Origin of the sequence: Kribbella sp. HUAS MG21 (genome assembly GCF_040254265.1) — a bacterium.
Taxonomy (GTDB): Bacteria; Actinomycetota; Actinomycetes; order Propionibacteriales; family Kribbellaceae; genus Kribbella.
Genome location: NZ_CP158165.1, coordinates 832,897 through 854,858, shown reverse-complemented (window position 1 = coordinate 854,858; position 21,962 = coordinate 832,897). Strand labels below are relative to the sequence as shown.

18 protein-coding genes are annotated in these 21,962 nt (G+C 69.4%); 11 read left to right on the top strand and 7 right to left on the bottom strand.

The annotated features are described in order from the left end of the window. Window positions 1-43 precede the first annotated feature (43 nt). From mtrB to raiA, 4 genes are all read left to right on the top strand, one after another. Window positions 44-1,786, top strand: a complete 1,743-nt coding sequence (gene mtrB, locus ABN611_RS04125) for an MtrAB system histidine kinase MtrB (protein WP_350278418.1) — start codon at window positions 44-46, stop codon at window positions 1,784-1,786. Then, window positions 1,783-3,537 carry an LpqB family beta-propeller domain-containing protein gene (locus ABN611_RS04120; RefSeq protein ID WP_350278417.1) on the top strand — a complete coding sequence of 585 codons (1,755 nt, stop codon included), beginning with the start codon at window positions 1,783-1,785 and terminating at the stop codon, window positions 3,535-3,537. Before mtrB ends, ABN611_RS04120 begins: the two co-directional genes overlap by 4 nt. Before the next feature lie 69 nt (window positions 3,538-3,606). After that, a complete protein-coding gene (locus tag ABN611_RS04115; protein ID WP_350278416.1) occupies window positions 3,607-4,296 on the top strand; it encodes a phosphoribosyltransferase family protein in 690 nt (229 codons plus the stop codon). Between the two features lie 216 nt (window positions 4,297-4,512). Continuing rightward, entirely contained in the window at window positions 4,513-5,139 is a 627-nt protein-coding gene (raiA, locus tag ABN611_RS04110; RefSeq protein WP_350278415.1) for a ribosome-associated translation inhibitor RaiA, read from the top strand. A gap of 79 nt (window positions 5,140-5,218) precedes the next feature. Here raiA and ABN611_RS04105 read toward each other — a convergent pair whose 3' ends face one another. After that, the gene (locus ABN611_RS04105) at window positions 5,219-6,034 is read right to left on the bottom strand and encodes a serine protease (protein ID WP_350278414.1); all 816 of its coding nucleotides are present in this window, start codon (window positions 6,032-6,034) and stop codon (window positions 5,219-5,221) included. Between the two features lie 210 nt (window positions 6,035-6,244). Here ABN611_RS04105 and ABN611_RS04100 point away from each other — a divergent pair, with 210 nt between their 5' ends. From ABN611_RS04100 to ABN611_RS04090, 3 genes are all read left to right on the top strand, one after another. Next, window positions 6,245-7,393 carry a crosslink repair DNA glycosylase YcaQ family protein gene (locus ABN611_RS04100; RefSeq protein ID WP_350281590.1) on the top strand — a complete coding sequence of 383 codons (1,149 nt, stop codon included), beginning with the start codon at window positions 6,245-6,247 and terminating at the stop codon, window positions 7,391-7,393. A 187-nt stretch (window positions 7,394-7,580) separates the two neighbouring features. Beyond that, a complete protein-coding gene (gene secA / locus ABN611_RS04095) occupies window positions 7,581-10,556 on the top strand; it encodes a preprotein translocase subunit SecA (RefSeq protein WP_350278413.1) in 2,976 nt (991 codons plus the stop codon). 22 nt (window positions 10,557-10,578) lie between these two features. After that, on the top strand, window positions 10,579-11,535 hold the full coding sequence (locus ABN611_RS04090; protein WP_350278412.1) for a nitronate monooxygenase: 957 nt from the start codon (window positions 10,579-10,581) through the stop codon (window positions 11,533-11,535). On the opposite strand, the gene melA is transcribed toward ABN611_RS04090, so the two are convergent. The 6 genes from melA to ABN611_RS04060 are packed head-to-tail and all read right to left on the bottom strand — an operon-like array spanning window position 11,499 to window position 17,633. After that, the gene (gene melA / locus ABN611_RS04085; protein WP_350278411.1) at window positions 11,499-12,794 is read right to left on the bottom strand and encodes an alpha-galactosidase; all 1,296 of its coding nucleotides are present in this window, start codon (window positions 12,792-12,794) and stop codon (window positions 11,499-11,501) included. The two genes, ABN611_RS04090 and melA, sit on opposite strands and share 37 nt — an antisense overlap. Continuing rightward, window positions 12,791-13,753 (bottom strand): carbohydrate kinase family protein, encoded by a 963-nt coding sequence (locus ABN611_RS04080; protein ID WP_350278410.1) that lies wholly within the window; start codon window positions 13,751-13,753, stop codon window positions 12,791-12,793. The genes melA and ABN611_RS04080 overlap by 4 nt, the downstream gene beginning before the upstream one ends. A gap of 3 nt (window positions 13,754-13,756) precedes the next feature. Further along, a complete protein-coding gene (locus ABN611_RS04075) occupies window positions 13,757-14,575 on the bottom strand; it encodes a carbohydrate ABC transporter permease (RefSeq protein WP_350278409.1) in 819 nt (272 codons plus the stop codon). Further along, a complete protein-coding gene (locus ABN611_RS04070) occupies window positions 14,572-15,495 on the bottom strand; it encodes a sugar ABC transporter permease (RefSeq protein WP_350278408.1) in 924 nt (307 codons plus the stop codon). The genes ABN611_RS04075 and ABN611_RS04070 overlap by 4 nt, the downstream gene beginning before the upstream one ends. After that, window positions 15,495-16,793: an ABC transporter substrate-binding protein gene (locus tag ABN611_RS04065; protein ID WP_350278407.1), complete on the bottom strand. Its 1,299-nt coding sequence runs from the start codon at window positions 16,791-16,793 to the stop codon at window positions 15,495-15,497. The genes ABN611_RS04070 and ABN611_RS04065 overlap by 1 nt, the downstream gene beginning before the upstream one ends. Window positions 16,794-16,829: 36 nt before the next feature. After that, window positions 16,830-17,633 carry an endo alpha-1,4 polygalactosaminidase gene (locus ABN611_RS04060; RefSeq protein WP_350278406.1) on the bottom strand — a complete coding sequence of 268 codons (804 nt, stop codon included), beginning with the start codon at window positions 17,631-17,633 and terminating at the stop codon, window positions 16,830-16,832. Between the two features lie 276 nt (window positions 17,634-17,909). On the opposite strand from ABN611_RS04060, the gene ABN611_RS04055 reads away from it, so the two are divergent. From ABN611_RS04055 to ABN611_RS04040, 4 genes are read left to right on the top strand one after another with little or no spacing between them, the layout of a single operon-like run. Next, a complete protein-coding gene (locus ABN611_RS04055; RefSeq protein WP_350278405.1) occupies window positions 17,910-18,974 on the top strand; it encodes a LacI family DNA-binding transcriptional regulator in 1,065 nt (354 codons plus the stop codon). Next, window positions 18,971-20,239, top strand: a complete 1,269-nt coding sequence (locus tag ABN611_RS04050; protein WP_350278404.1) for an extracellular solute-binding protein — start codon at window positions 18,971-18,973, stop codon at window positions 20,237-20,239. The genes ABN611_RS04055 and ABN611_RS04050 overlap by 4 nt, the downstream gene beginning before the upstream one ends. Beyond that, entirely contained in the window at window positions 20,236-21,132 is an 897-nt protein-coding gene (locus ABN611_RS04045) for a sugar ABC transporter permease (RefSeq protein ID WP_350278403.1), read from the top strand. Before ABN611_RS04050 ends, ABN611_RS04045 begins: the two co-directional genes overlap by 4 nt. Continuing rightward, the gene (locus tag ABN611_RS04040; protein ID WP_350278402.1) at window positions 21,132-21,950 is read left to right on the top strand and encodes a carbohydrate ABC transporter permease; all 819 of its coding nucleotides are present in this window, start codon (window positions 21,132-21,134) and stop codon (window positions 21,948-21,950) included. Before ABN611_RS04045 ends, ABN611_RS04040 begins: the two co-directional genes overlap by 1 nt. Window positions 21,951-21,962 lie beyond the last annotated feature (12 nt).

Below are 21,962 nucleotides of genomic sequence, written 5' to 3'. Positions count from 1 at the left end.
CCAAGAGTCGCAGACTGCCGCCGACGACCAGGTGCCGGATCCGGTGATCGAGCCGGGCCAGGGCGCCGGGTCGCAGACGGGGCAGCAGGCCCCGCCCGAGCAGGAGGTGGCCGAGTCCCGCGGGACGGAGCTGGAGGTGACCGCCGCCGCGGCGGACTGGTCTGCCCAGCCGCCGCCGCTGTGGCGCACCCACCCGAAGCACTGGCCGGACGCCTGGCGGCGCTCCATCCAGGCCCGGATCGTCACCGGCACCCTGCTGATGTCGACGCTGGTCCTGATCCTGGTCGGCTGGGTGATGATGAGCCAGGTCACCGACGGCGTCCTGGAATCCCGCCGTACCAGCGCCCAGGCAGAGGTGCGGGCGCAGCTCCAGCAGCTGTCCGTGACGATCGACGCCGCCACGCCCAACACCATCAACCAGGAGCTGTCCAAGCTGGTCCTCGGCTCCAACCGCCCGGGCCTGTACGACGTCCTGCTGGTGCCGACCGACCAGGCGGCGTCGAACGCGATCCGCTACACCGGACTCGTCGACAGCGACTCGATCCCGCAGCCGCTGGCCTCCTCGGTGGTGAGCGACGACACGAAGCTCTGGGACACCTACACGCAGATCAACTACCGGGACCGCCCCAGCGTCCCGGGGCTCGTCATCGGCTCCCAGCTCCGCATCGACTCCACCGGCGACCGGTACGCGATCTACTTCCTCTTCCCGCTCACAGCACAGCAGGAGACGCTGGACGTCGTACAGCGCGCTCTGGTGACCGCAGGTCTGTTGCTGATCGTGCTGCTCGGCGCGGTGGCCTGGCTGGTCACCCGGCAGGTCGTGACACCGGTGCGGATGGCCAGGCGGATCGCTGAGCGGCTGGCGGCCGGCAAGCTCGAGGAGCGGATGCAGGTCCGCGGCACCGACGACCTGGCGCGGCTGGCCGTGTCGTTCAACAAGATGGCCTCCAACCTGCAGCGGCAGATCCGCCGGCTGGAGGAGCTGTCCCGGCTGCAGCGCCGGTTCGTGTCGGACGTGTCGCACGAGCTGCGCACGCCGCTGACCACGGTGCGGATGGCTGCCGACCTGCTGCACGAGAGCCGCGACCAGTTCGACCCGATGAGCCGCAGGTCCGTGGAGCTGCTGCAGAACGAGCTCAACCGGTTCGAGGAGCTGCTCGCCGACCTGCTCGAGATCAGCAGGTTCGACGCCGGAGCGGCTGCCCTCGACCTGGAGGACGTGGACCTGCGCGACATCGTCAACCGGGTCCTGGAGAACCACGAGACCCTGCTGGAGCGCAAGGGCTGCCCGGTCGAGCTGGACATGCCGGCGCCGTGCCGCGCGAAGGTGGACTCCCGCCGGATCGAGCGGATCCTGCGCAACCTGATCGGCAACGCCATCGAGCACAGCGAGGGCCTGCCGATCCGGATCAGCACGGCGTACGACGACGACGCTGCCGCGGTGGCGGTCCGCGACCACGGGATCGGGTTCCGTCCCGAGGAGGCGGAGATGGTGTTCAGCCGGTTCTGGCGCGCCGATCCGGCCCGGGCCCGGACCACCGGCGGCACCGGCCTGGGCCTGTCGATCGCGCTGGAGGACGCCCGGCTGCACGGCGGCCGGCTGGACGCGTGGGGCTCGCCCGGCGACGGCGCCTACTTCCGGCTGACGCTGCCGCGCCGGCCGGACGTCGCGCTCACCGGTTCGCCGCTGCCCGCGCGCCCCGCGGACGCGAGCCGCGTCGTCACCGAGCTGGTCGACGTCGGAGCGCCGTACCAGAAGCTGAGCAGCGGTGGTGAGGAGAAGTGAAGCGCAAACTCCTCGTGGCGCTGCTGTCGGTGGCGATGCTCGCCGGCTGTGCGGCCGTCCCGACCAAGGGCACCATCCGGTACGGCGACCGGCAGGGCTCGGCGCCGGACCTGGGCGGCGTCGGCGTCGAGGCGAAGCCACCGCGGCCGAACGTCGACGAGATGGCCATCGTCAGCGGCTTCCTGGAGGCCATGTCGGACTCCCAGGCGTACGACGTCGCGCGGCAGTACATGACGCCCGAAGCGGCCGGCAACTGGAAGCCGGAGTCGCAGACGGTGGTGTACGACCAGCGTCCCGAGTCGCTCACCCGCAAGGGCGACGGGATCCAGTTGTCCGCCCGGAAGATCGCCACCATCGGCGAGCGCGGCGAGTGGATCCCGGCGCCCGAGAAGGCCCGGGCGGACTTCTTCTTCAAGCTGCGCAAGGTCGACAACCAGTGGCGGGTCGACTCGCCGCCGCCGGGCGCGTACCTCGGCAGCAACCAGGTGGACCTGAAACTCGCTCCCCGGGACCTGTACTTCTTCAACCAGTCGCGGGAGCTGCTGGTCCCCGACCCGGTCTACCTGCCGCAGAACCTGCCGTCCGGCCAGGCGGCGACACAGCTGATCCAGGAGCTGCTGAAGGGCCCGACCAGCCGGCTCGGCAACGGCGTCGTCACGATCGCGCCGCCCGGTACCGAGGTGCAGGTGTCCGTGCCGGTCGACCTCGGCGTGGCCACCGTCGCGCTGAACGACACCGCCGGCTCGCTCCGCGACCAGGACCGGCGGCTGCTCGCGGCCCAGATCGTCTGGACGCTCAACCAGCTCAACCTCCGGGCCAAGATCACCGTCGGCGGCGCGCCGCTGCTGCCGGACGAGCCCGACGTGCTGCCGTTCGCGAACTTCAGCCAGTACGACCCGCAGGTGCCGGGCGGGTCGGTGACCAGGCTGTACGGGCTGCTGCGGGACAGGCCGCACCGGATCGTCGGACTCGACGGCTCCTCCGACATCGCCCCGCAACTGCTGAACGCCGGTCCGCTGGCCGAGTACAAGGCGCAGTCCTTCGCCGTGAACCTGACCGGTGACACCGGTGCGATCGTCACCCTCGACGGGGACAAGCTGTACTACGGGCCGCTGGAGCCGACGGACAAGGACGCCAAGGCGACACCGATCGAACTCGACGGCGAGACCCTGCCGCCGAGCTTCGACCGCCAGGACAACCTGTGGTTCCTGGACCAGGCCGAGAGCGACAAGCCGCGGCTGCGGCTCCGGGACCACGAAGGCAAGCTCAGGCCGGTCCAGGTCGACTTCAACGGCGACACCCCGGTGGCGCTGCGGATGGCGCCGGACGGCGTCCGGGCGCTGCTCGTGATGCGGCAGAAGGGCACCAACCTGAACTACGTCCAGACCGCCACCGTGCAGACCGAGACCGGGACCAAGCAGCTGATGCTGCGTCAGCTCCGGCCGCTGCAGCTCGCGCTCAGCAACATCACCGACGCGGCCTGGAACAAGCAGGGCATCATCGTGATCGGCGCGGGCACCTCCGGGCCCCAGGTCTGGCTGGTCAACACCGACGGGTCCAGCCTGCAGCTGCTGCCCGGCTCGACGCCGGACTTCACCCCCGATCGCGTCGCCTCGAACCCGAACAAGGACACCCTCCCGGTGATCCAGGACGACGCGGGCCACATCCACTGGCTCAGCAAGGACCTGCTCTGGGTCTCGATGGACGCCGACGACAACAAGTCCGTCATCATCCCGACCTACCCCGGCTGACCCCGGTTTTCCACAGGTCCGCGGCTCCCGGGTTGTGCGGCGGGTGCCGGGGCGCGGATCCTGGGCCGGGTGGTCGTGCGGGACGCGTTCGTGGATCTGGTGCTGGGCGGGCGCTGCGCGGGGTGCGAGCGGCCCGGCGTCACTCTCTGTGGTGGTTGCCGTCGGCTACTGACCGGTCTGACTCCGTTCCGTCATTGGCCCGACCCGCGACCGCCGGGACTCGCGCCGCCGACCGCTGCCGCGCCGTACGCCGGGGAGCTCCGCAACCTGGTCCTGGCGCACAAGGAGCACGCCCGGTACGCCCTGGCCGCGCCGCTCGGCCGGCTGCTGGCGGACGTCGTACGGACGGCGCTCGGGGACCGGCGCGCCGCCTGGCTGTGCCCGGTGCCGTCGTCGCGGGCAACCGTCCGGCGGCGCGGGCACGACCCGCTCGGGCGGATGACGAGGGCCGCCGTCAGATCCCTGCGCAGGCAGGGAATCGACGCCCGGGCGGCCTTCGCGCTGCGCGTCGTCAGGCGTCCCGACGACCAGGCGGGGCTGTCCGCGGAACGCCGTACCGCCAATCTGGACGGGGCTTTCGGGCTGCGTTCGCGCTGGGCTGAAACGCTGAGCGGTCAACCGGTCCTGCTGGTCGACGACGTGATCACCACCGGTTCCACGCTCAGCGAGGCCGGTCGCGCCTTGGAATCGGGCGGGATCCGGGTCCTCGGGTGTGCGGTGCTGGCCGCCACGGCGCGGCGCGCGGCGTCTGGTTCATGAGAACTTCCCTACCGGTTTTCGCCGAAGCCGACTAGCGTTGGCCTATGACACCCGCTAGGGCTTGTCGGGCAGTGGAGTGGTGCAGGACCGGATCAGCCGGATTCCTGGCCACCGGGTCCGACGGGTTCGACAGCGGGTGTTCTCGTTTCGGGCACCGTCACGACGCGTACGGGGGTCCGGACACGTAAAAGAAGTCGCCGATCGATGGAGGTTTCCGTGGACGTCGTTGTCAAGGGTCATCACTGCGAGGTCAGTGACCGCTTCCGGCAGTACGTCGAGGAAAAACTCGAGCGAATCGAGAAGGTCGATCATCGGGTACTGCGGTGCGAGGTGGAAGTCAGCCAGGAGAAGAACCCGCGACAGCACGATCGGGCGATGCGTGTCGAGCTCACCATGTACACCAAGGGTCCGGTCGTCCGCGCCGAGGCAACCGGCGAGACCAAGCAGGCGGCGTTCGACGTCTGCCTGGACCGGCTCCGGTCCCAGGTCCGCAAGGCGGCCGACCGGCGCCGGGTGCACCGGGGTGAGCGGACGCCGGAAGGCCTCCGGCACGTGAACGCGAAGCAGCCGCTCAACGGCACCGCACCCGTAGTGGAGGAACCAGCCGCCGAGGAAGAGGTGGCGACGCACAAGTACGGATCCCTCACGGTCACCGGCGACGGTCCGCTGGTGATGCGGGAGAAGACTCACACCGCCAAGCCGATGACCCTGGACCAGGCGCTCTACGAGCTCGAACTGGTCGGGCACGACTTCTACCTGTTCGTCGACGCCGACGAGAACCAGCCCAGCGTCGTGTACCGCCGCCGCGGCTACGACTACGGCGTGATCCGGCTCGCCGTCTAGGACCTCGGGAGGAGCACACCAGAAAGGGCCGGGCGATCATCGCCCGGCCCTTCCGCCGTCCGGTCTCGGCTGTCCGGTCTCAGCTGTCGATCTGCTGCTGCAGTGCGGCGGCGTACGTCGCGACCTCGGCGTACACGCCCGGGTTGCCGGCGTCCGCGCAGCCGACGCCCCAGGAGACGACGCCGAACAGGCGGCCGTTCAGCACCAGCGGCCCGCCGGAGTCACCCTGGCAGGAGTCCTTGCCGCCTTCCTCGTACCCGGCGCAGATCTCGCCGTCGGCGGTGTAGCCCTCGCTCGCGTACGCCTTCTCGCAGTACGCGTCGCCGAGCACCGGTACGTCGACCTTCTGGAACGTGTTGGCCGGTCCGGTCCCCTCGGTCTCGCCCCAGCCGTACACGACGGACCCGGCACCGGCCGCGTCGGCGGCCTTGTCGGTCTCCAGGGCCAGCGTCGGCACGCCCTCGAACGGCGTCGCCAGCGTCATCACGGCGACGTCGTGCGCGGGCGACTTGCCGTACTCCGGGTCGACCCAGATGCTGCTGATCTTCGACTCCTTGCCGACCGACGTGTCGCTCAGGACGTCGCGGCCCTGGATCGCGGTGTAGGTGGCCGCGGCCTCCTGGGCGCAGTGCGCGGCGGTGACGATCTTGTTCGCCTTCACCAGCGTCGCGCCGCACCACTCGCCGGTCGGATCGGGGGAGCCGCTGTTCGACAGCTGGATCGCCCAGGGCGTGTCGGCGGTATGGGCGAGCGAACCGCCGACGATCCGGGTCTTCGGTCCGTCGGGCGCCTGCGCGGCCGACGCGGGGCCGCCGAGGGCCACCGCGCCGAGGGACGCCACGGTCAGTGCGCCGGCTGCGAGGGCAGCACGGACCACCTGCTTCTTTCCTGTCATGCCTCACTCCAGGGTGATAGGGGCCGCACGGGCGGACGGCCTCCTGGGCAGCGTCTCCCGAACACGGTCCGTAGCGCACCTCCCACCTTCGGTAACTCCGGAGTTATGTCCCGGGGATTGTCGGTGGGTCCCGGCAGAATGCGGACCGTGAGTACACAGGTGCTGTCGACGGCTCAGGCGCGCCGGGTCGCGCTCGCGGCGCAGGGGTTCATGGACCCGCGGCCCAAAGGCGTTCCGGACGCGCGGGCGCTGACCCGGGTGCTCGGGCGGATCGGGCTGATCCAGATCGACTCGGTCAACGTCCTGAGCCGCACGCAGTACCTGCCGCTCTACTCGCGCCTCGGTCCGTACCCGCGCGACCTGCTGGACCGCGCCGCCGGGAAGGCGCCGCGCCGCCTGGTGGAGTACTGGGCGCACGAGGCGTCGCTGATCCCGGTCGAGACGCACCCGCTGATGCGCTGGCGGATGGCGCGCGCGACCACCGAGGCGTGGGGCGGCCCGCGGTCGATCGCGAAGGAGCGGCCCGAGCTGCTGAAGCAGGTGCTGGCCGACGTCCGCGAGCACGGCCCGCTGACCGCCCGGGAGATCGACGACGACGTCGAGCGGTCCCGGGACCACTGGGGCTGGAACTGGTCGGACGTGAAGCGTGCCCTGGAGTTCCTGTTCTTCGCCGGCGAGGTCACGGTCGCCGGGCGCAACCAGCAGTTCGAGCGGCTGTACGACGTACCGGAACGGGTGCTGCCCCGCGCGGTCGTGGACACGCCGACCCCGACGCCGGACGAGGCGCACCGCGGGCTGGTGTCGATCGCGGCCCGGGCGCACGGCGTCGCGACCGCGCAGTGCCTGCGGGACTACTTCCGGACGGCGCCGGAGCCGACCCTGCAGGCGATCGCCGAGCTGGTCGACGAGGGCGAGCTGCTCCCGGTCCGGGTCGACGGCTGGAAGCGCCCGGCGTACCTGCACCGCGACGCCCGGCTGCCGCGCCGGGTGAACGCCAGGGCCCTGGTCAGCCCGTTCGACTCGCTGGTCTTCGAGCGGACCCGCACCGAGGTGCTCTTCGACTTCCGGTACCGGATCGAGATCTACGTCCCGGCCGAGAAACGCGTCCACGGGTACTACGTGCTCCCGTTCCTGCTCGGGGACCGGCTGGTCGCCCGCGTCGACCTCAAGGCCGACCGCGCCGCCGGGGTCCTGCTCGTCCAGGCGGCGCACGCGGAGCCGAAGGCGCCGGTGGAGACCGCGGACGAGCTGGCGGCGGAGCTCGTCCAGCTGGCCGGCTGGCTCGGCCTGGACCAGGTCCGGGTGGCCGGCGGCGGTGACCTGTCGCCAGCGCTCAGTGACGCTCTGCGCGGTTCCTGACGGCGTACCGGGAACTTTCGTGCGGGCTCGCGCGTGGGTCCGGTAGGGCGCGAGGCACGCTGCGGGCGTGGCTTGGCACACCCGGCCCCGTACGATGGGGGACGCACGCCTTCCCGGCTGGGTCGGTCGTGCCCTGTCGGCGTTCGGCCGCACCCAGGCTTCAGCAGCAAGGAGAGAACTCCCCACCATGAAGGTTGTCGACAAGGTTCTGCGGATCGGCGAGGGCAAGATCCTCCGCCAGCTGCAGGGCATCGCGAAGATGGTCAACTCGATCGAGGACGACTTCGTCGCCATGTCCGACGAGGAGCTGCGCGGCCAGACCGCGGAGTTCAAGCAGCGCCACGAGAACGGGGAGTCCCTGGACGCGCTGCTCCCGGAGGCCTTCGCGGTGGTCCGGGAGGCGGCCAAGCGGACCCTGCACCAGCGGCACTACGACGTCCAGATCATGGGCGGCGCGGCGCTGCACCTCGGCAACATCGCCGAGATGAAGACCGGTGAGGGCAAGACGCTGGTCGGCACGCTGCCGACGTACCTGAACGCGCTGTCCGGCCGCGGCGTGCACGTGGTCACCGTCAACGACTACCTGGCCAAGTACCAGGCCGAGTGGATGGGCCGGGTGTACCACTTCCTCGGCCTCGACTACGGCGTGATCCTGCCGGAGATGACCCCGGCCGAGCGCCGGATCGCCTACGCCAAGGACATCACCTACGGCACCAACAACGAGTTCGGCTTCGACTACCTGCGCGACAACATGGCGGGCAGCATCGAGGACTGCGTCCAGCGCGAGCACAACTACGCGATCGTGGACGAGGTGGACTCGATCCTGATCGACGAGGCCCGGACCCCGCTGATCATCTCCGGCCCGGCCGAGGACTCGCAGCGCTGGTACGTCGAGATGGCCCGGATCGCGAACTCGCTGAAGGCCTGGACGCTGGCCGACGAGGCGGAGCTGAAGCGGAAGAACCCGCGGATCACCGACGCCGAGATCGACGAGACCAAGCGCCGGGTCGCCGACTACGACGTGGACGAGAAGAAGCGCACGGTCGCGATCCTCGAGCGCGGGATCGAGAAGGTCGAGGACCGGCTCGGCATCGACAACCTGTACGAGTCGGCCAACACCCCGCTGATCAGCTACCTGAACAACGCGCTGAAGGCCAAGGACCTGTTCCACCGGGACAAGGACTACGTCGTCGTCGACGACGGCGAAGTGCTGATCGTCGACGAGCACACCGGCCGGACGCTGCACGGCCGCCGGTACAACGAGGGCCTGCACCAGGCGATCGAGGCCAAGGAAGGCGTCGAGATCAAGGAGGAGTACCAGACCCTCGCGACGATCACGCTGCAGAACTACTTCCGCCTCTACGACAAGCTGGCCGGCATGACCGGTACCGCGATGACCGAGGCGAACGAGTTCTCCAAGGTCTACAAGCTCGGCGTGGTCCCGATCCCGACCAACAAGCCGATGATCCGGGTCGAGGAGCGGGACCTGATCTACCGCACCGAGGACGCCAAGTTCGACGCGGTGGTGAAGGACATCGTCGAGGTGCACGCCACCGGCCAGCCGATCCTGGTCGGTACGACGTCGGTCGAGAAGTCCGAGCGGCTGTCCCGGCAGCTGCTCAAGGAGAACATCAAGCACGAGGTGCTGAACGCGAAGCAGCACGCGCGCGAGGCCGCGATCGTCGCCGAGGCCGGCCGCAAGGGCGCGGTCACGGTGGCCACCAACATGGCCGGCCGTGGTACCGACATTATCCTCGGCGGCAACCCGGAGTTCCTCGCCGACAAGGAGCTGCGGGCCCGCGGCATCGACCCGGCCGAGGACATCGAGCAGTACGAGGCCGAGTACCCGGCGGTGCTCGAGCAGTTCGAGAAGCAGGTCAAGGAGGAGCAGGCCGAGGTCCGTGAGCTCGGCGGCCTCTACGTGCTCGGCACCGAGCGGCACGAGTCCCGCCGGATCGACAACCAGCTGCGCGGTCGCGCCGGCCGGCAGGGCGACCCGGGCAAGTCCCGGTTCTACCTGTCGCTCGAGGACGACCTGATGCGGCTGTTCAAGCGCGAGATGGTCGACTGGGCGATGTCGCGGAACAACGACGACAGCCAGCCGCTGGAGAACAAGGTCGTCACCAAGGCGATCGCGTCCGCCCAGGGCCAGGTCGAGGCGCAGAACTTCGAGACCCGGAAGAACATCCTCAAGTACGACGACGTGATGAACCGCCAGCGGAGCGTCGTGTACGACGAGCGCCGCCGGGTGCTGGAGGGCGCCGACCTGCGCGAGCAGGTGCAGGACATGCTCGAGGAGACCGTCACCGGGTACGTGCAGGGCGCGACCGCGGACGGGTTCGCCGAGGACTGGGACCTGGACGCGCTGTTCACCGCGATGCGGACGCTGTACAAGACCGAGCTGACCGAGGAGCAGCTGATCGAGGAGGCCGGCGGCGAGAAGGGCGGCCTGACCCAGGACTTCCTGGTCGAGCGGTTCCTCGAGGACGCGACCGCGGCGTACGAGCGCCGGGAGGAGCTGCTCGGCGAGGAGGCGATGCGCGAGCTGGAGCGTCGCGTCGTACTGAGCGTGCTGGACCGCAAGTGGCGCGAGCACCTCTACGAGATGGACTACCTGCGCGAGGGCATCGGCCTGCGGGCGATGGCGCAGCGCGACCCGCTGGTCGAGTACCAGCGCGAGGGCTACGACATGTTCGCGGCGATGATGGAGTCCATCAAGGAGGAGTCGGTCGGCTTCATCTTCAACGTCGAGGTCGACGTCGAGGCGATGCGGGCCGAGATGGAGCTCGCCAACGAGGCGCAGCTCGCCGACGAGGACAGCCTCGAGGGACGCCGCATCCAGGACATCCTGAAGCCGGGCGCGCCGGTCGCGGAGTTCCCGGGCCGGACCGAGGACGGTGCGCGGCCGCAGGACACGCCGCAGCCGCGGCAGGCGCCGAAGCTGCGCGCCAAGGGCCTGACCAATGAGCCCCGGCAGCAGCGGCTGACGTACTCCGCGCCGACCATCGACGGTGACGACGAGGTCGCGACCCACCAGGACGCGGTCGAGGAGGGCAAGCTCGAGTACGCCGGTACGCCGCGCAACGCCGCCTGCCCGTGCGGGTCCGGTAAGAAGTACAAGCGCTGCCACGGCGACCCGCAGTCGGACGCGTACAAGTTCTGACCGCCCGGGTGGTGCGCTGGGCATGTGGCTGACGGAGAGGTTCGGGCTGACGGTGCCCCTGGTCGGGGCGCCGATGGCGAATGTGAGCGGCGGGCAGCTCACGGCGGCGATCTCGGCCGCCGGTGGGCTCGGCATGCTCGGCGCGGGTTCGGCGGTCACGGCTGACTGGATCCGTACCGAGGGCGCCATCGCGGCGGAGAGCGGGAAGCCGTACGGGATCGGGCTGATGGCCTGGTCGGTGGCGGATCATCCGGAGCATCTCGACGCGGTGCTGGAGCTGAAGCCGGCCCTGGTGTCGCTGAGTTTCGGGAACTACCAGCCGTACGTCGGTGCGCTGCAGGACGCCGGGATCGTGGTGGCGACGCAGGCCGGGACGGTCGCCGACGCCCGGGAGGCGGTGCACGCCGGGGTGGACGTGATCGTTGCCCGCGGCGCCGAAGCGGGCGGGCACGGCCGGAACGCGGTGGCGACCTTGCCGTTGTTGCAGGCGATCCTCGACCTGACCGACGTACCGGTGCTCGCCGGGGGCGGGATCTCGGGTCCGCGCGGTCTGGCCGCGGTACTGGCCGCCGGGGCGGTCGGCGGCTGGGTCGGTACGGCGTTCCTCACCTGCGTCGAGGCGCAGACCAAGGAGCCGGTGCGGCAGGCGATCATCGAGGCGGACGAGACCGACACCGTGTACGGCACGGTCTTCGACGCCGCGTCCCGGGCGGGCTGGCCGGACGAGTTCGGCGGCCGCGCGCTGCGCAACACTTACTTCGACGCGTGGGAGGGCCGCGAGCAGGAGTTGAAGTCCGACGACGCCGGCCATGCCGAGTACGTCGACGGCGTCAAGGCCGCCGACCCGGCCCGCACGTCGATCTATGCGGGCCAGGGCGTCGGGGCGTTGACCGGGCAGCCGACCGCGGCCGAGGTCGTGGCCGGCTTCGCGACGTACCGCGACTACCTGAGCGCCGCCCTCAGCGACGGGTCCAAGTAGTTGCGGTGAGCAAGCGCCAGGTCGTTGCACAGGTCCCAGATCCGCTCGACCGGTAACGCGGCGGCGGTCGCGGGGTCGACCATCACGGCCTGGCGGATCGCGCGCGGGTCCTCGTCGATCGCTGCCTGTACGACGAGTTCGGCGACGTTGAGGTACGAGCGGTTGAGGGCGGCGCACTGCGCGGGCAGCGCGCCGACCGCTGTGGGGCGGAGGCCTGTGGCGTCCACCAGGCAGGGGACCTCGACGGTGGCGCCGGACTGCAGGTTGTCGATCAGACCGGTGTTCGGGACGTTGGCGTAGACGGTGCGGGGCGTGCCGGTGACGATGCTGTGGATGATCTGCGGTGCGTACTCCATCGTCGGTTCGACCTCGACCGGTTCGCCTGCTTTCAAGGCGTCTCGCGTTCGCTCGTAGGAGGCCAGGTTCTCCGCGACGATGTCCAGGTAGGCGCCGATCGGCAGCCGGAGCCGTTCGACCTCGGAGGCGTGCGAGAGGTACCACGGGACGTACTCCGACGAGTGCTCGCTGGTCTCCGTCGGGTAGAACCCGAGCCGCCGGTACATGTCGACGCGGACGCGCCGCCGGAGCTCCGGGTCCGCCGCGATCACCTCGTCCAGCCGGTCGTAGAGGTTCTCGCGGCCGTGCTCGAAGCGCAGTACCCACGACTGGTGGTTCACACCGGCGGCCAGGTAGGTGACGTCGTCGTACGGCACGCCGACCAGCTCGGACAGGCCGTTCATCGTCCAGTAGACCGAGTGGCAGAGGCCGGCGACGTTGCGGACGCCGAGGGTGTTGAGGTACCAGACGTTCATCACCATCGGGTTGGTGTAGTTGAGCAGCCAGGCGTCGGGGCAGACCTCGGCGATGTCCTTCGCGAGTGCCCGGAGGACGGGGAAGGTCCGGAGCGCGCGGAACACGCCGCCGACGCCGAGGGTGTCGCCGATGGTCTGGCGGATGCCGTAGCGGGCGGGGATCTCGAAGTCGGTCCGGGTGGCCGCGTTCATCCCGACCTGGACGATGTTGATCACGAAGTCGGCGCCGTCCAGCGCGGCGCGGCGGTCCAGGTGAGTGGAGATCTCCGGTACGACGCCCCGCTCCCGGGCGAGGTACGCGGCGGCCGCCGCGGCCGTGGCCAGTCGCTCGGGGTCGATATCGTGCAGTTTGACGGTGAGCGGGACTAGGTCGAGATCGAACAGATCGGCCAGCAGTCCTTGGGTGAAGACGACACTGCCGGCGCCGATGAAGGTGATCGTCGTCATCGCGTCACGCTCGCGACGGCCTCGTCCCAGGTCGGTTGAGCCGCGGTCCCGCCGGCGCCGCGGGTGGAGAGCGAACCGCAGGCCGCCGCGATCGCCAGCGCACGGTCCGGTTTGGATCCGTTCAGTACTGCGGCGACCCAGCCCGCGTCGAAGCTGTCGCCCGCGCCGATGGCGTCGACCGTGTCGACCTTCAGCGCCGGCGCGGTGATCACTCTGGACCCGTTGTGGGCCAGGGCGCCCTGCGGGCCGTTCTTGGTGACGACCAGGCTGCCTCCGCGGCTCGACCCGTGGTTCGCGCCGCGGTGCAGGCGGCGGGCCAGGATCCCGGCGGCGTCCTCGACCGAGTGGTGCCCGGTGAGGGCCAGGGCCTCGGCCGCGTTGGGGAGGAAGTAGTCCGTGACCCGCAGGACCGGGTCGAGGACCATCCGGTCCCACTTCCCGGCCGGATCGTCGTTCGGGTCCAGCGAGGTGGTCGCCTTCGCCGCCTTGGCCTCCTTGAAGATCCCGGCCAGCCCGTTCGCCAGCTCCGGCAGCAGGTAGAACGAGGCGGCGTGCACATGCCGCACCGAGCGGACCAGGCTCAGCGGTACGTCGTCCGGCGCTGTGCTCGGCAGACAGCCGGGTGCGGTCAGGATCGCGCGATCGTCTCCGGAGGTGAGGATCGTGGTCAGTGGTGTCGGCAGATCCGGGTCGGTGACCAGCGCGTCGACGTTCACACCCCGGTCGGCCAGCGAGGTCCGGACGAAGGCACCCGCCGCGTCGTCGCCGACGCGGCCGGCGAACGCGACGCTGAGCCCGAGCCGTGCGGCGCCGCAGGCCATGATCGAGGCCGAGCCGCCGAGGACGAGCGCGCCGTGCGGGACGAGGCGTTCCCGCTGGCCGAAGAGGATCGGCTGGTCGACGGGCCCGACGACGATGTCGGGGTTCGCGTCACCGATCACGAGAAGATCGAAGCTCATGTGTCAGCCTTTGAGTCCGGTGGAAGCCAGCGAGCGGATGAACGCTTTCTGGGCGAGGAGGAAACCCAGCAGCACGGGCAGCACGGTGATGACGTTTCCGGCCATCACGGCGGACCACTGGGTGTGGTGCTGCCCCTGGAACGTGGTCAGTCCGAGCTGCAGGGTGTAGGTGGAGTCGCTGTTGATCGCGATCAGCGGCCAGGTCAGGTCGTTCCAGGTCGCTAGGAAGGTCAGGACGGCGACGGTGCTCAACGCCGGCCGGGCGAGCGGCAGCACGATCGACACCAGGATCCGGAGCCGGCCGCAGCCGTCGATCCAGGCCGCTTCCTCGAGCTCCCGCGGCAGCGAGACGAAGAACTGCCGGAACAGGAACACGGAAAGCGGTGTCACCAGCGCCGGAACGATCAGCGCGCCGAGGGTGTCGATCAGTCCCAGCTGCTTCATCACCAGGAACGTCGGGATCATCGTCAGCTGGAACGGGATCACCATCGTGGCCAGCATCAGCCCGAGCACGAGCTTCGACCCGGCGAACCGGATCCGCGCGAACGCGTACCCGCCGAGCGAGCCGAGCACCAGGTTCGCCGTCACGGCCGCCGCGGAAACGATCAGGGAATTCCGGAACCACTGCGGGAACAGTGCGTTTCCGAGCACGTACCGGTACCCGTCGAGCTTGATCCCGTCCGGCCAGAGCGCGGGCGGAAAACGGTTGATTTCCGCGTTGCTCATCACAGAACTGATCAGCAGCCAGACCAGCGGCAGCGCGAACAGCAGGGTCAGCGGCGCCAGCACGAAATGCCAGCCACTGAAGGGCAGTCGCTTCATCGGTTCACCGTCCGCCGGTAGACCTGCAGCGCGACACCGATCACCAGCAGCGCGACCGCCAAGGTGTACGCGGCCGCCGCGCTGTAGCCGGCCGTGAACGTCTTGAACGCCTTCTCCCAGATGAAGTACACGATCACGGTCGTCGACCCGAGCGGTCCGCCCTTCGTCGTGACGAACACCAGGTCGAACACCTGCAACGCGTTGATGGTCTGGAACAGCAGCAGGAAAACGGTGACCGGCGCCAGTGCCGGCAGCGTGACGTGCCGCAGTACGCCCCACCGGCCGGCGCCGTCGATCCGGGCCGCCTCGACCAGTTCGCTCGAAACCCCTTGCAGGCCGGCCAGGTAGACGATCACGCAGAACCCGGTTCCGCTCCACAACGAGATCGCGACCAGCAGGTAGAGCGCCTGGCCCGGATCACTGAAGAACCCCTGCGCCGGCAACCCGAGCTTGTGCAGCACCGAGTTGGCCGCGCCGAACTCCGGGTCCAGCACGAACGAGAACAGCACGCCCTGCGCCGCCGCCGACACCACGAACGGTACGAACACCAAGGTCCGGTACAACCCGATCAACGCGATCTTCCGGTCCAGCGCGATCGCGATCCCGAGCCCGGCGACCACACTCAACGGCACGTAGAGCGCGGTGTAGACAAGTGTGTGCGTGACCGCCGACCCGAACGCCGGATCCTTGAGCAGCGCCTGGTAGTTCGCCAGGCCGACCCACTCGCTCGGCGACACCAGATCGTTGACCTGGAACGACAACAGCAGCGACCACAGCACCGGTACGACGCTCAGCCCGAGGATCAGCAGCACCGACGGGCTGACGAAGACCCATCCGGTCGCGCCTTCACTGCGCGCCCGTCGCCGTGCCGCCGCCCGGCTCCGCGGGTCGACGGTGAACGTGCCGACCACGCTCGCCATCAGTTCGGCACCGCCAGTACCTGGTTGCACTGGTCAACGGCCTGTTTCAAGGCATCAGCAGGACTCTGCTTCCCCAGCAGTACGGCGGAAATCGCCGCACCGACGTGCTGCGAGATCTTCGGGTACGCCGAGATCGTCGGCCGCACCTTCGCGGTGTCGAGCGCGGTGACGAACACGTCGAGCCCGTTGGTCTCGGCGGAATGCTGCTTCCACTGCGGCAGTTCCGCGGTCGCCTTCGTGATCGGCAGGCTGCCGCCCTTCACGTCCCACTGGATGTCCTGCGCCGGCTCCGCCAGCCATTTCACGAACTCGGTGGCTGCCTGCACCTTGGCCGAGCCGTTGTCGAAGATCGTCCAGGTGTCCGGCCCGGAGATCGTCACCGGTTTCCCGGAGTACGACGGCAGCGGGACAACGCCGTACTGGATGCCGTTGTCGTTGAGTTCCGGGAGTTGCCAGGGGCCGGTGGCAACCATTCCCATCCGGCCGCCGAGGAACACCTGGTACAGCTGCTCGCTGCCCGGCTTCGGGTCGACGTACAAGGACTTGTCGGTGCGCAACCGGTCCAGGGTCTCGAGGGCCTGCGTGCCGACCGTGTCGAAGCCGACCTTCTTGCCGTCGCCGCTGACCACGTCGCCGCCGAGGTCCCAGATCATCGGCCAGAGCCGCCAGACGGTGTCCTCGTCGCCGACGCCCGGCCAGCCGGTGCCGAAGATGCCCTTCGCCGGGTTGGTCAGCTGCTTCGACGCGGCGACGAAGTCGTCCCACGTCCAGCCCGCCTTCGGAGCCGGCACACCGGCCGCGGCGAACAGCTTCTTGTTGTAGACCACGCACAACGAGTCGAGCAGCGCCGGTGCGGCGCGGACCTTGCCCTTCACGCTGACCGCATCCTTCGCGGCCGGCCAGTAGTCGTCGAGCTTCAGCTTGCCGGTCAGGTCGGCGACCTTGGGGCTCTTGGTCAGGCTGGCGAGGTCCGACCCGAAGATGTACGCGATGTCCGGGTAGGACCCCGCCGCCAGACCCGCGGTGACCTTCTGCAGCATGCTGTCCGCGGTGACCCCGCCCCCGCCGCCGACCACCTTGATCTTCGGGTGCGACTGGTTGAACGCGCTGATCAGCGCGTCGATCGCGGCCTTGCCGAGATCCACCTGACCGTGCCAGAGGTCGAGCGTCACGACACCGTCGGCGCCGACCCCCTCGTCTTTGTTCTTGCCGCAAGCACCCAGGGCGCCGGCGGCGGTCAGGGCGGCCGCGGCCCGCAGGAGGTCGCGGCGGGACAGGTTCGGAGCATGCAGAGGCATGAGGGTCTCCAGGAAAGGGGTTGAGGAAAGCGGTTTTCAGCAGGTCTTGCGGACGTACCCGGGATCGCCCGGAGTCGAGACGTCCACGTCACGCTGCACGATCGAGAGCGTTCCGGCGTACTGCGAACACGCTGTCCGGCGGCCCTTGTCGGTGTACTCGATCACGATCACGTTGTTGCCGAAAGCATCGACGTAGTCCGCGCACTCGCGGTACTGGCCGCAGTCCTCGGCGACCGCGAAGTCCAGGCCGACGGCGTGCCGGTCACCGGCCAGCTCGACGGTGTTCTTCTGGGCGATCGCCAGGTTCTTGCCGTGGGCATGCGTGGCCAGCAAGGTCAGGAAAGCCTTGGCCTGGGCGGCGGTGAGGAGATCGCGCGAACGGGTGTAGCTGTCGTAGTTGTCCGGCTCGACGGCCTGATATCCCTTGGCGGCGCAGCCGTCGATCCAGCCGTTGACCTTCGCGGCTATGCGGGTCCGTTTGTCCGCGGTGCGGAGGTCGAGCAGCGGCTCGCCCCAGTCCTCGTCGATCACGAGTTCGCCGTTCGCGTCGCGGAGCAGCAGGTCGGGTTCCCACTGGTCCTGTTCGCCGGGCTGGACCTGGAAGGCGTTGACGTAGCAGATGTTGTAGAGCCCGGCGGCCGGTGCGGCGGTCCGGTCCCGGGTGACCACCTGGACGCCGGCGGGCGGGGTGTACGCGCCGCCGATCTGGTAGTCGAAGCCCGCGTGCGCCGGCGGGAGCGTGACCGCGGCGTCGGCGGCGGTTCGGGTGAGGGTGGAGGCGGCGACTGCGAGGGCGGTGGCCGCGGCTGCTGCGAGCAGGCGGCGGGTGAGTCTGGACACGATTGCTCCATCGGGTCCCGGGGACGCGACCCCGCCTCGGGCTTCTCAGGTCCCTGGCGCCGGAAAACCGGACTTCAGGCCGTCGGCCTGGTACCGGCTGGGTGCGTCACTGCGGATCAGTGAAGCGCTCCGGGCCGACGCCCGTCAAGGGATCGACTGCAAACGAGTGCGCAGAACCGGCCGGAGATTGCGCTACTGCGCAGCCGCTTCGATCTTGACAAGCGCGGTTTTAACCGGTTTAGATGCTGTTTAAACCGGTTTAAAGGGAGGATCGGCGTGACGAAACGGCCGACGATCGCGGATGTGGCGCGCCGGGCCGGCGTGTCCAAGGGCTCGGTGTCGTTCGCGCTCAACGGGCGGCCCGGGCTGGCGCAGTCGACCGTCGACAAGATCCTGGCCGCCGCCGACGAGCTCGGCTGGCGGCCGAGCAACCGGGCGCGTTCGCTGTCGGTCTCGAAGGCGTTCGCGCTCGGCCTGGTGATCACCCGGGATCCGGCGGTGCTGTCGTCCGACCCGTTCTTCCCGGCGTTCATCGCGGGTGTCGAGAGCGTGCTGTCGACCCAGGGGCAGGCCCTGGTCCTGCAGGTCGTCGCGGACGGCGAGTCGGAGGAGGACGGGTACCGGCGGCTCGTGCAGGACACGCGGGTCGACGGGGTGCTGCTCTCCGACCTTCGCCACGATGATCCCCGGATCGACCTGCTGGTCGAGCTCGGTCTGCCGGCCGTCACGCTGAACCGGCCGGACGGCGAGTCGCCGTTCCCCGCGGTCACCCTCGACGACCGGCCGGGGACCCGGGCCGTCGTCGAGCACCTGGTCGAGCTGGGCCACACCCGGATCGCACACGTCGCGGGCCCGCCGGCCTTCGTGCACGCGACCGCTCGCGCCAAGGCGTTCGCCGAAGCGCTGGCGGCGGCCGGTCTGGAGCCGGTCGCGGTCGAGACCGGCGACTTCACCGCGGCCGGCGGGATCGAGGCCACCCGGCGGCTGCTCGCGCTGCCGGCGCCGCCGACCGCGATCGTCTACGCGAACGACCGGATGGCGATCGCGGGGCTGGGCGCGGCCCAGTCCGCCGGCCTCACCGTGCCGGACGACCTGAGCATCGCCGGCTTCGACGACAGCGAGCTCGCCGAGTACGTGCACCCCGGACTGACCACGGTCCGCGCCGACCCGTTCCGCTTCGGCGAGGCGGCGGCGCGGGCGCTGAACCGGGTCGTCGACGGCGAGACCGACGTACCGGATGTCGAGCTGCCGCCCGCGGAGCTCGTGGTACGGCGGTCCACCGCCGCGCCCCCAGACGGCGTGGCCGCCGAGTCCACGCCGACGCCTTTGGAGGAGTCATGAAGTTGCAAGCCGGACTGCTGGCCGTCGTTCTGGCCGGCTCGCTCGCCGCGTGCGGGAGCGGCGGTGACGGCGCTGGTGACGCCGACGCCGCCGCGCAGGCCCGCGGACCGATCACGATCTGGTACTCGAACAACGCCGAGGAAGTGGCCTGGGGCAAGCAGATGGTCGCGGCCTGGAACGCCGAGCACGCCGACCAGAAGATCACCGCGCAGGAGATCCCGACCGGGAAGTCGTCGGAGGAGGTCATCGGCGCGGCGATCACCGCCGGGAACGCGCCCTGCCTGATCTTCAACACCTCGCCGGCATCGGTCTCGCAGTTCCAGAAGCAGGGCGGGCTGGTGCCGCTGGACGCCTCGTACATCGAGGAACGCTCCGGCGACGTGGCACAGCAGTACAAGTCGGCCGACGGCAAGTACTACCAGTTGCCGTGGAAATCGAACCCGGTGATGATCTTCTACAACAAGAAAGCGTTTGCGAAGGCCGGCATCACGAACCCGTCGCTGACGACGTACGACGATTTCCTCGCCGCGGCGCGGAAGGTGGTGGCGGCGAAGGCCGCGAAGTTCGCGATCTACCCGGCGCCGAGCAACGAGTTCTTCCAGTCCTGGTTCGACTTCTACCCGCTGTACGCGGCCGAGACCGGCGGCAAGCAGCTGGTGGCCGACGGCAAGGCGACGTTCGCGTCCGACGAGGGGAAGAAGGTCGCGGAGTTCTGGCGGACCATGTACGCCGAGAAGCTCGCGTCGCAGGAGAAGTACACCGGTGACGCGTTCGTCGACGGCACCGCGGCGATGGCGGTCGTCGGCCCGTGGGCGATCGCGACGTACAAGGGCAAGGTCGACTGGGGCGTCGTGCCGGTGCCGACCTCGTCGGGCAAGCCGGCGTCGGAGGTTCACACGTTTTCCGACGCGAAGAACGTCGCGATGTACTCCGCCTGCAAGAACCGCGGCACGGCCGCGGACGTGCTGAAGTTCGCGACCAGCAAGGACCAGGACGGCAAGTTCCTGGCCGCTACCGGGCAGATGCCGCTGCGCAAGGACGTCGCGTCGACGTACGCCGACTATTTCGCGAAGAACCCGGACTACAAGACGTTCGCCGACCAGGCGTCGCGGACCGTCGAGGTGCCGAACGTGCCGAACTCGATCACGATCTGGCAGACCTTCCGCGACGCGTACTCGAAGTCGGTGATCTTCGGCCAGGAGGACGTGGGCGCGGCGCTGGACGGCGCCGCCCAGAAGATCGACCAACTCGCCAAGCAGTCATGAGGAAGGGCCCGCTCGGCCGGATCCTGGGGGAGCATCCGGTCGGGACGGCGTTCGTGACGCCGTACGTCGTTTTCCTGGCCGCGGTGTTCGCCTATCCGCTCGGGTTCGCGGTGTACATGTCGTTCCACGACTACTTCTTCGCGGCACCCGGGGCGATCGTCGAGCGGCCGTTCGTCGGGTTCGACAACTACGTGACGGTGTTGTCGGACCCGGCGGTCCGGCGGGCGTTCGGGAACGTCCTGGTGTTCCTGGTCATCAACGTTCCGCTGACCGTCGTACTCTCGCTCGTCCTGGCGAACGCGCTGAACGCCGCGATCCGGTGGCGCACGTTCTTCCGGGTCTCGTACTACGTCCCGTACGTGACCGCCAGCGTTGCCGTGGTCGGGGTGTGGCTCTTCCTGTTCAACTCCAACGGGCTCGTCAACTCGGTTCTGGGACCGCTCGCTCCCGATCCGTCCTGGTTGGTGAATTCGTCCCTGGCGATGCCGACGGTTGCGGTCTACGTGACCTGGAAACAGCTCGGGTTCTTCATCCTGCTGTACCTGGCGGCACTGCAGAACGTCTCCAAGGATCTGTACGAGGCTGCGGCGATGGACGGTGCGGGGCGGTGGAAATCGTTTCTCAACGTGACCGTTCCGGGCGTGCGGCCGGCCACGACGCTCGTGGTGCTTGTTGCGACGGTCACCGGGGCGAACCTGTTCACCGAGCCGTACCTGCTGACCGGTGGCGGCGGTCCGGACGGAGCCTCCGCCTCGCCGGTACTGATCATGTACCAACGCGGAATCGAGCAGGGAAATCCGGACATCGGCTCGGCGATCGGGGTCCTGCTGGTGATCGGCGTGCTGCTGCTCGCGCTGATCGAACGGCGCTTCGTCGGCCGCGAGGAGGAGTGATGAAACTCAAGTTCGTCGCGTTGCTGGTCGGCGCGTTCGTGTTCCTGTTTCCCTTCTACTACATGCTGATCGGCTCGCTGCAGGCCGAACCGGATCCGTCGGTTTCCGGCGCGTTCCCGGCGCCCGGAAACCTGACGCTGCACAACTACAGCGAGATCAACGGGGCGATCGACCTCGGCCGGTCGCTGATCAACTCCGGGATCTTCACCGGTGGGGTGATCCTCGGGACGCTGGTGTTCGGGGTGCTCGCCGGGTACGCGCTGGCCCGGTTGCAGTTCCGCGGCCGCGGGCTGGTGTTCAACCTGATGCTGCTGATCCAGGTGGTGCCGTTCCAGCTGCTGACGATTCCGCTGTACGTGCTGATCGTGCGTAGCTACGGGCTGGCCGACTCGTACCTCGGAATGATCCTGCCGTTCCTGATCAACTCCACCGCGGTGTTCGTTTTCCGGCAGTATTTCCTGCAGTTGCCGGTGGAGCTCTTCGACGCCGCCCGGATCGACGGGGCCTCGGAGCTCGGGATCCTCTGGCGGGTCGCCGTACCGCTGGTCCGGCCGGCGTTGCTGACCGGCGTCCTGCTGACGTTCATCGGGCCGTGGAACGAGTTCCTGTGGCCGTTTCTGATCACCAAGCAGCAGGACCTGCAGCCGTTGGCGGTCTCGCTGTCCAACTACCTGACCACTGTGTCGGCACGTGCCGCGAACCCGTTCGGCGCCGTGCTCGCGGGGGCGTGCGTGCTGGCCGCACCCGCCGTCGCCTTGTTCATCGTCTTCCAGCGCCGGTTCATCGCGACGAACCTGTCGTCCGGCGTCAAGGGCTGACCCGGAAAACGC

What these genes read in the sequence shown, in the direction of transcription:
- ABN611_RS04105 (WP_350278414.1), bottom strand. Translation starts at nt 6,034, where the DNA reads ATGACAGGAAAGAAGCAGGTGGTCCGTGCTGCCCTCGCAGCCGGCGCA.
- ABN611_RS04100 (WP_350281590.1), top strand. Translation starts at nt 6,245, where the DNA reads ATGGACCCGCGGCCCAAAGGCGTTCCGGACGCGCGGGCGCTGACCCGG.
- secA (WP_350278413.1), top strand. Translation starts at nt 7,581, where the DNA reads ATGAAGGTTGTCGACAAGGTTCTGCGGATCGGCGAGGGCAAGATCCTC.
- ABN611_RS04090 (WP_350278412.1), top strand. Translation starts at nt 10,579, where the DNA reads ATGTGGCTGACGGAGAGGTTCGGGCTGACGGTGCCCCTGGTCGGGGCG.
- melA (WP_350278411.1), bottom strand. Translation starts at nt 12,794, where the DNA reads ATGACGACGATCACCTTCATCGGCGCCGGCAGTGTCGTCTTCACCCAA.
- ABN611_RS04080 (WP_350278410.1), bottom strand. Translation starts at nt 13,753, where the DNA reads ATGAGCTTCGATCTTCTCGTGATCGGTGACGCGAACCCCGACATCGTC.
- ABN611_RS04075 (WP_350278409.1), bottom strand. Translation starts at nt 14,575, where the DNA reads ATGAAGCGACTGCCCTTCAGTGGCTGGCATTTCGTGCTGGCGCCGCTG.
- ABN611_RS04070 (WP_350278408.1), bottom strand. Translation starts at nt 15,495, where the DNA reads ATGGCGAGCGTGGTCGGCACGTTCACCGTCGACCCGCGGAGCCGGGCG.
- ABN611_RS04065 (WP_350278407.1), bottom strand. Translation starts at nt 16,793, where the DNA reads ATGCCTCTGCATGCTCCGAACCTGTCCCGCCGCGACCTCCTGCGGGCC.
- ABN611_RS04050 (WP_350278404.1), top strand. Translation starts at nt 18,971, where the DNA reads ATGAAGTTGCAAGCCGGACTGCTGGCCGTCGTTCTGGCCGGCTCGCTC.
- ABN611_RS04045 (WP_350278403.1), top strand. Translation starts at nt 20,236, where the DNA reads ATGAGGAAGGGCCCGCTCGGCCGGATCCTGGGGGAGCATCCGGTCGGG.
- ABN611_RS04040 (WP_350278402.1), top strand. Translation starts at nt 21,132, where the DNA reads ATGAAACTCAAGTTCGTCGCGTTGCTGGTCGGCGCGTTCGTGTTCCTG.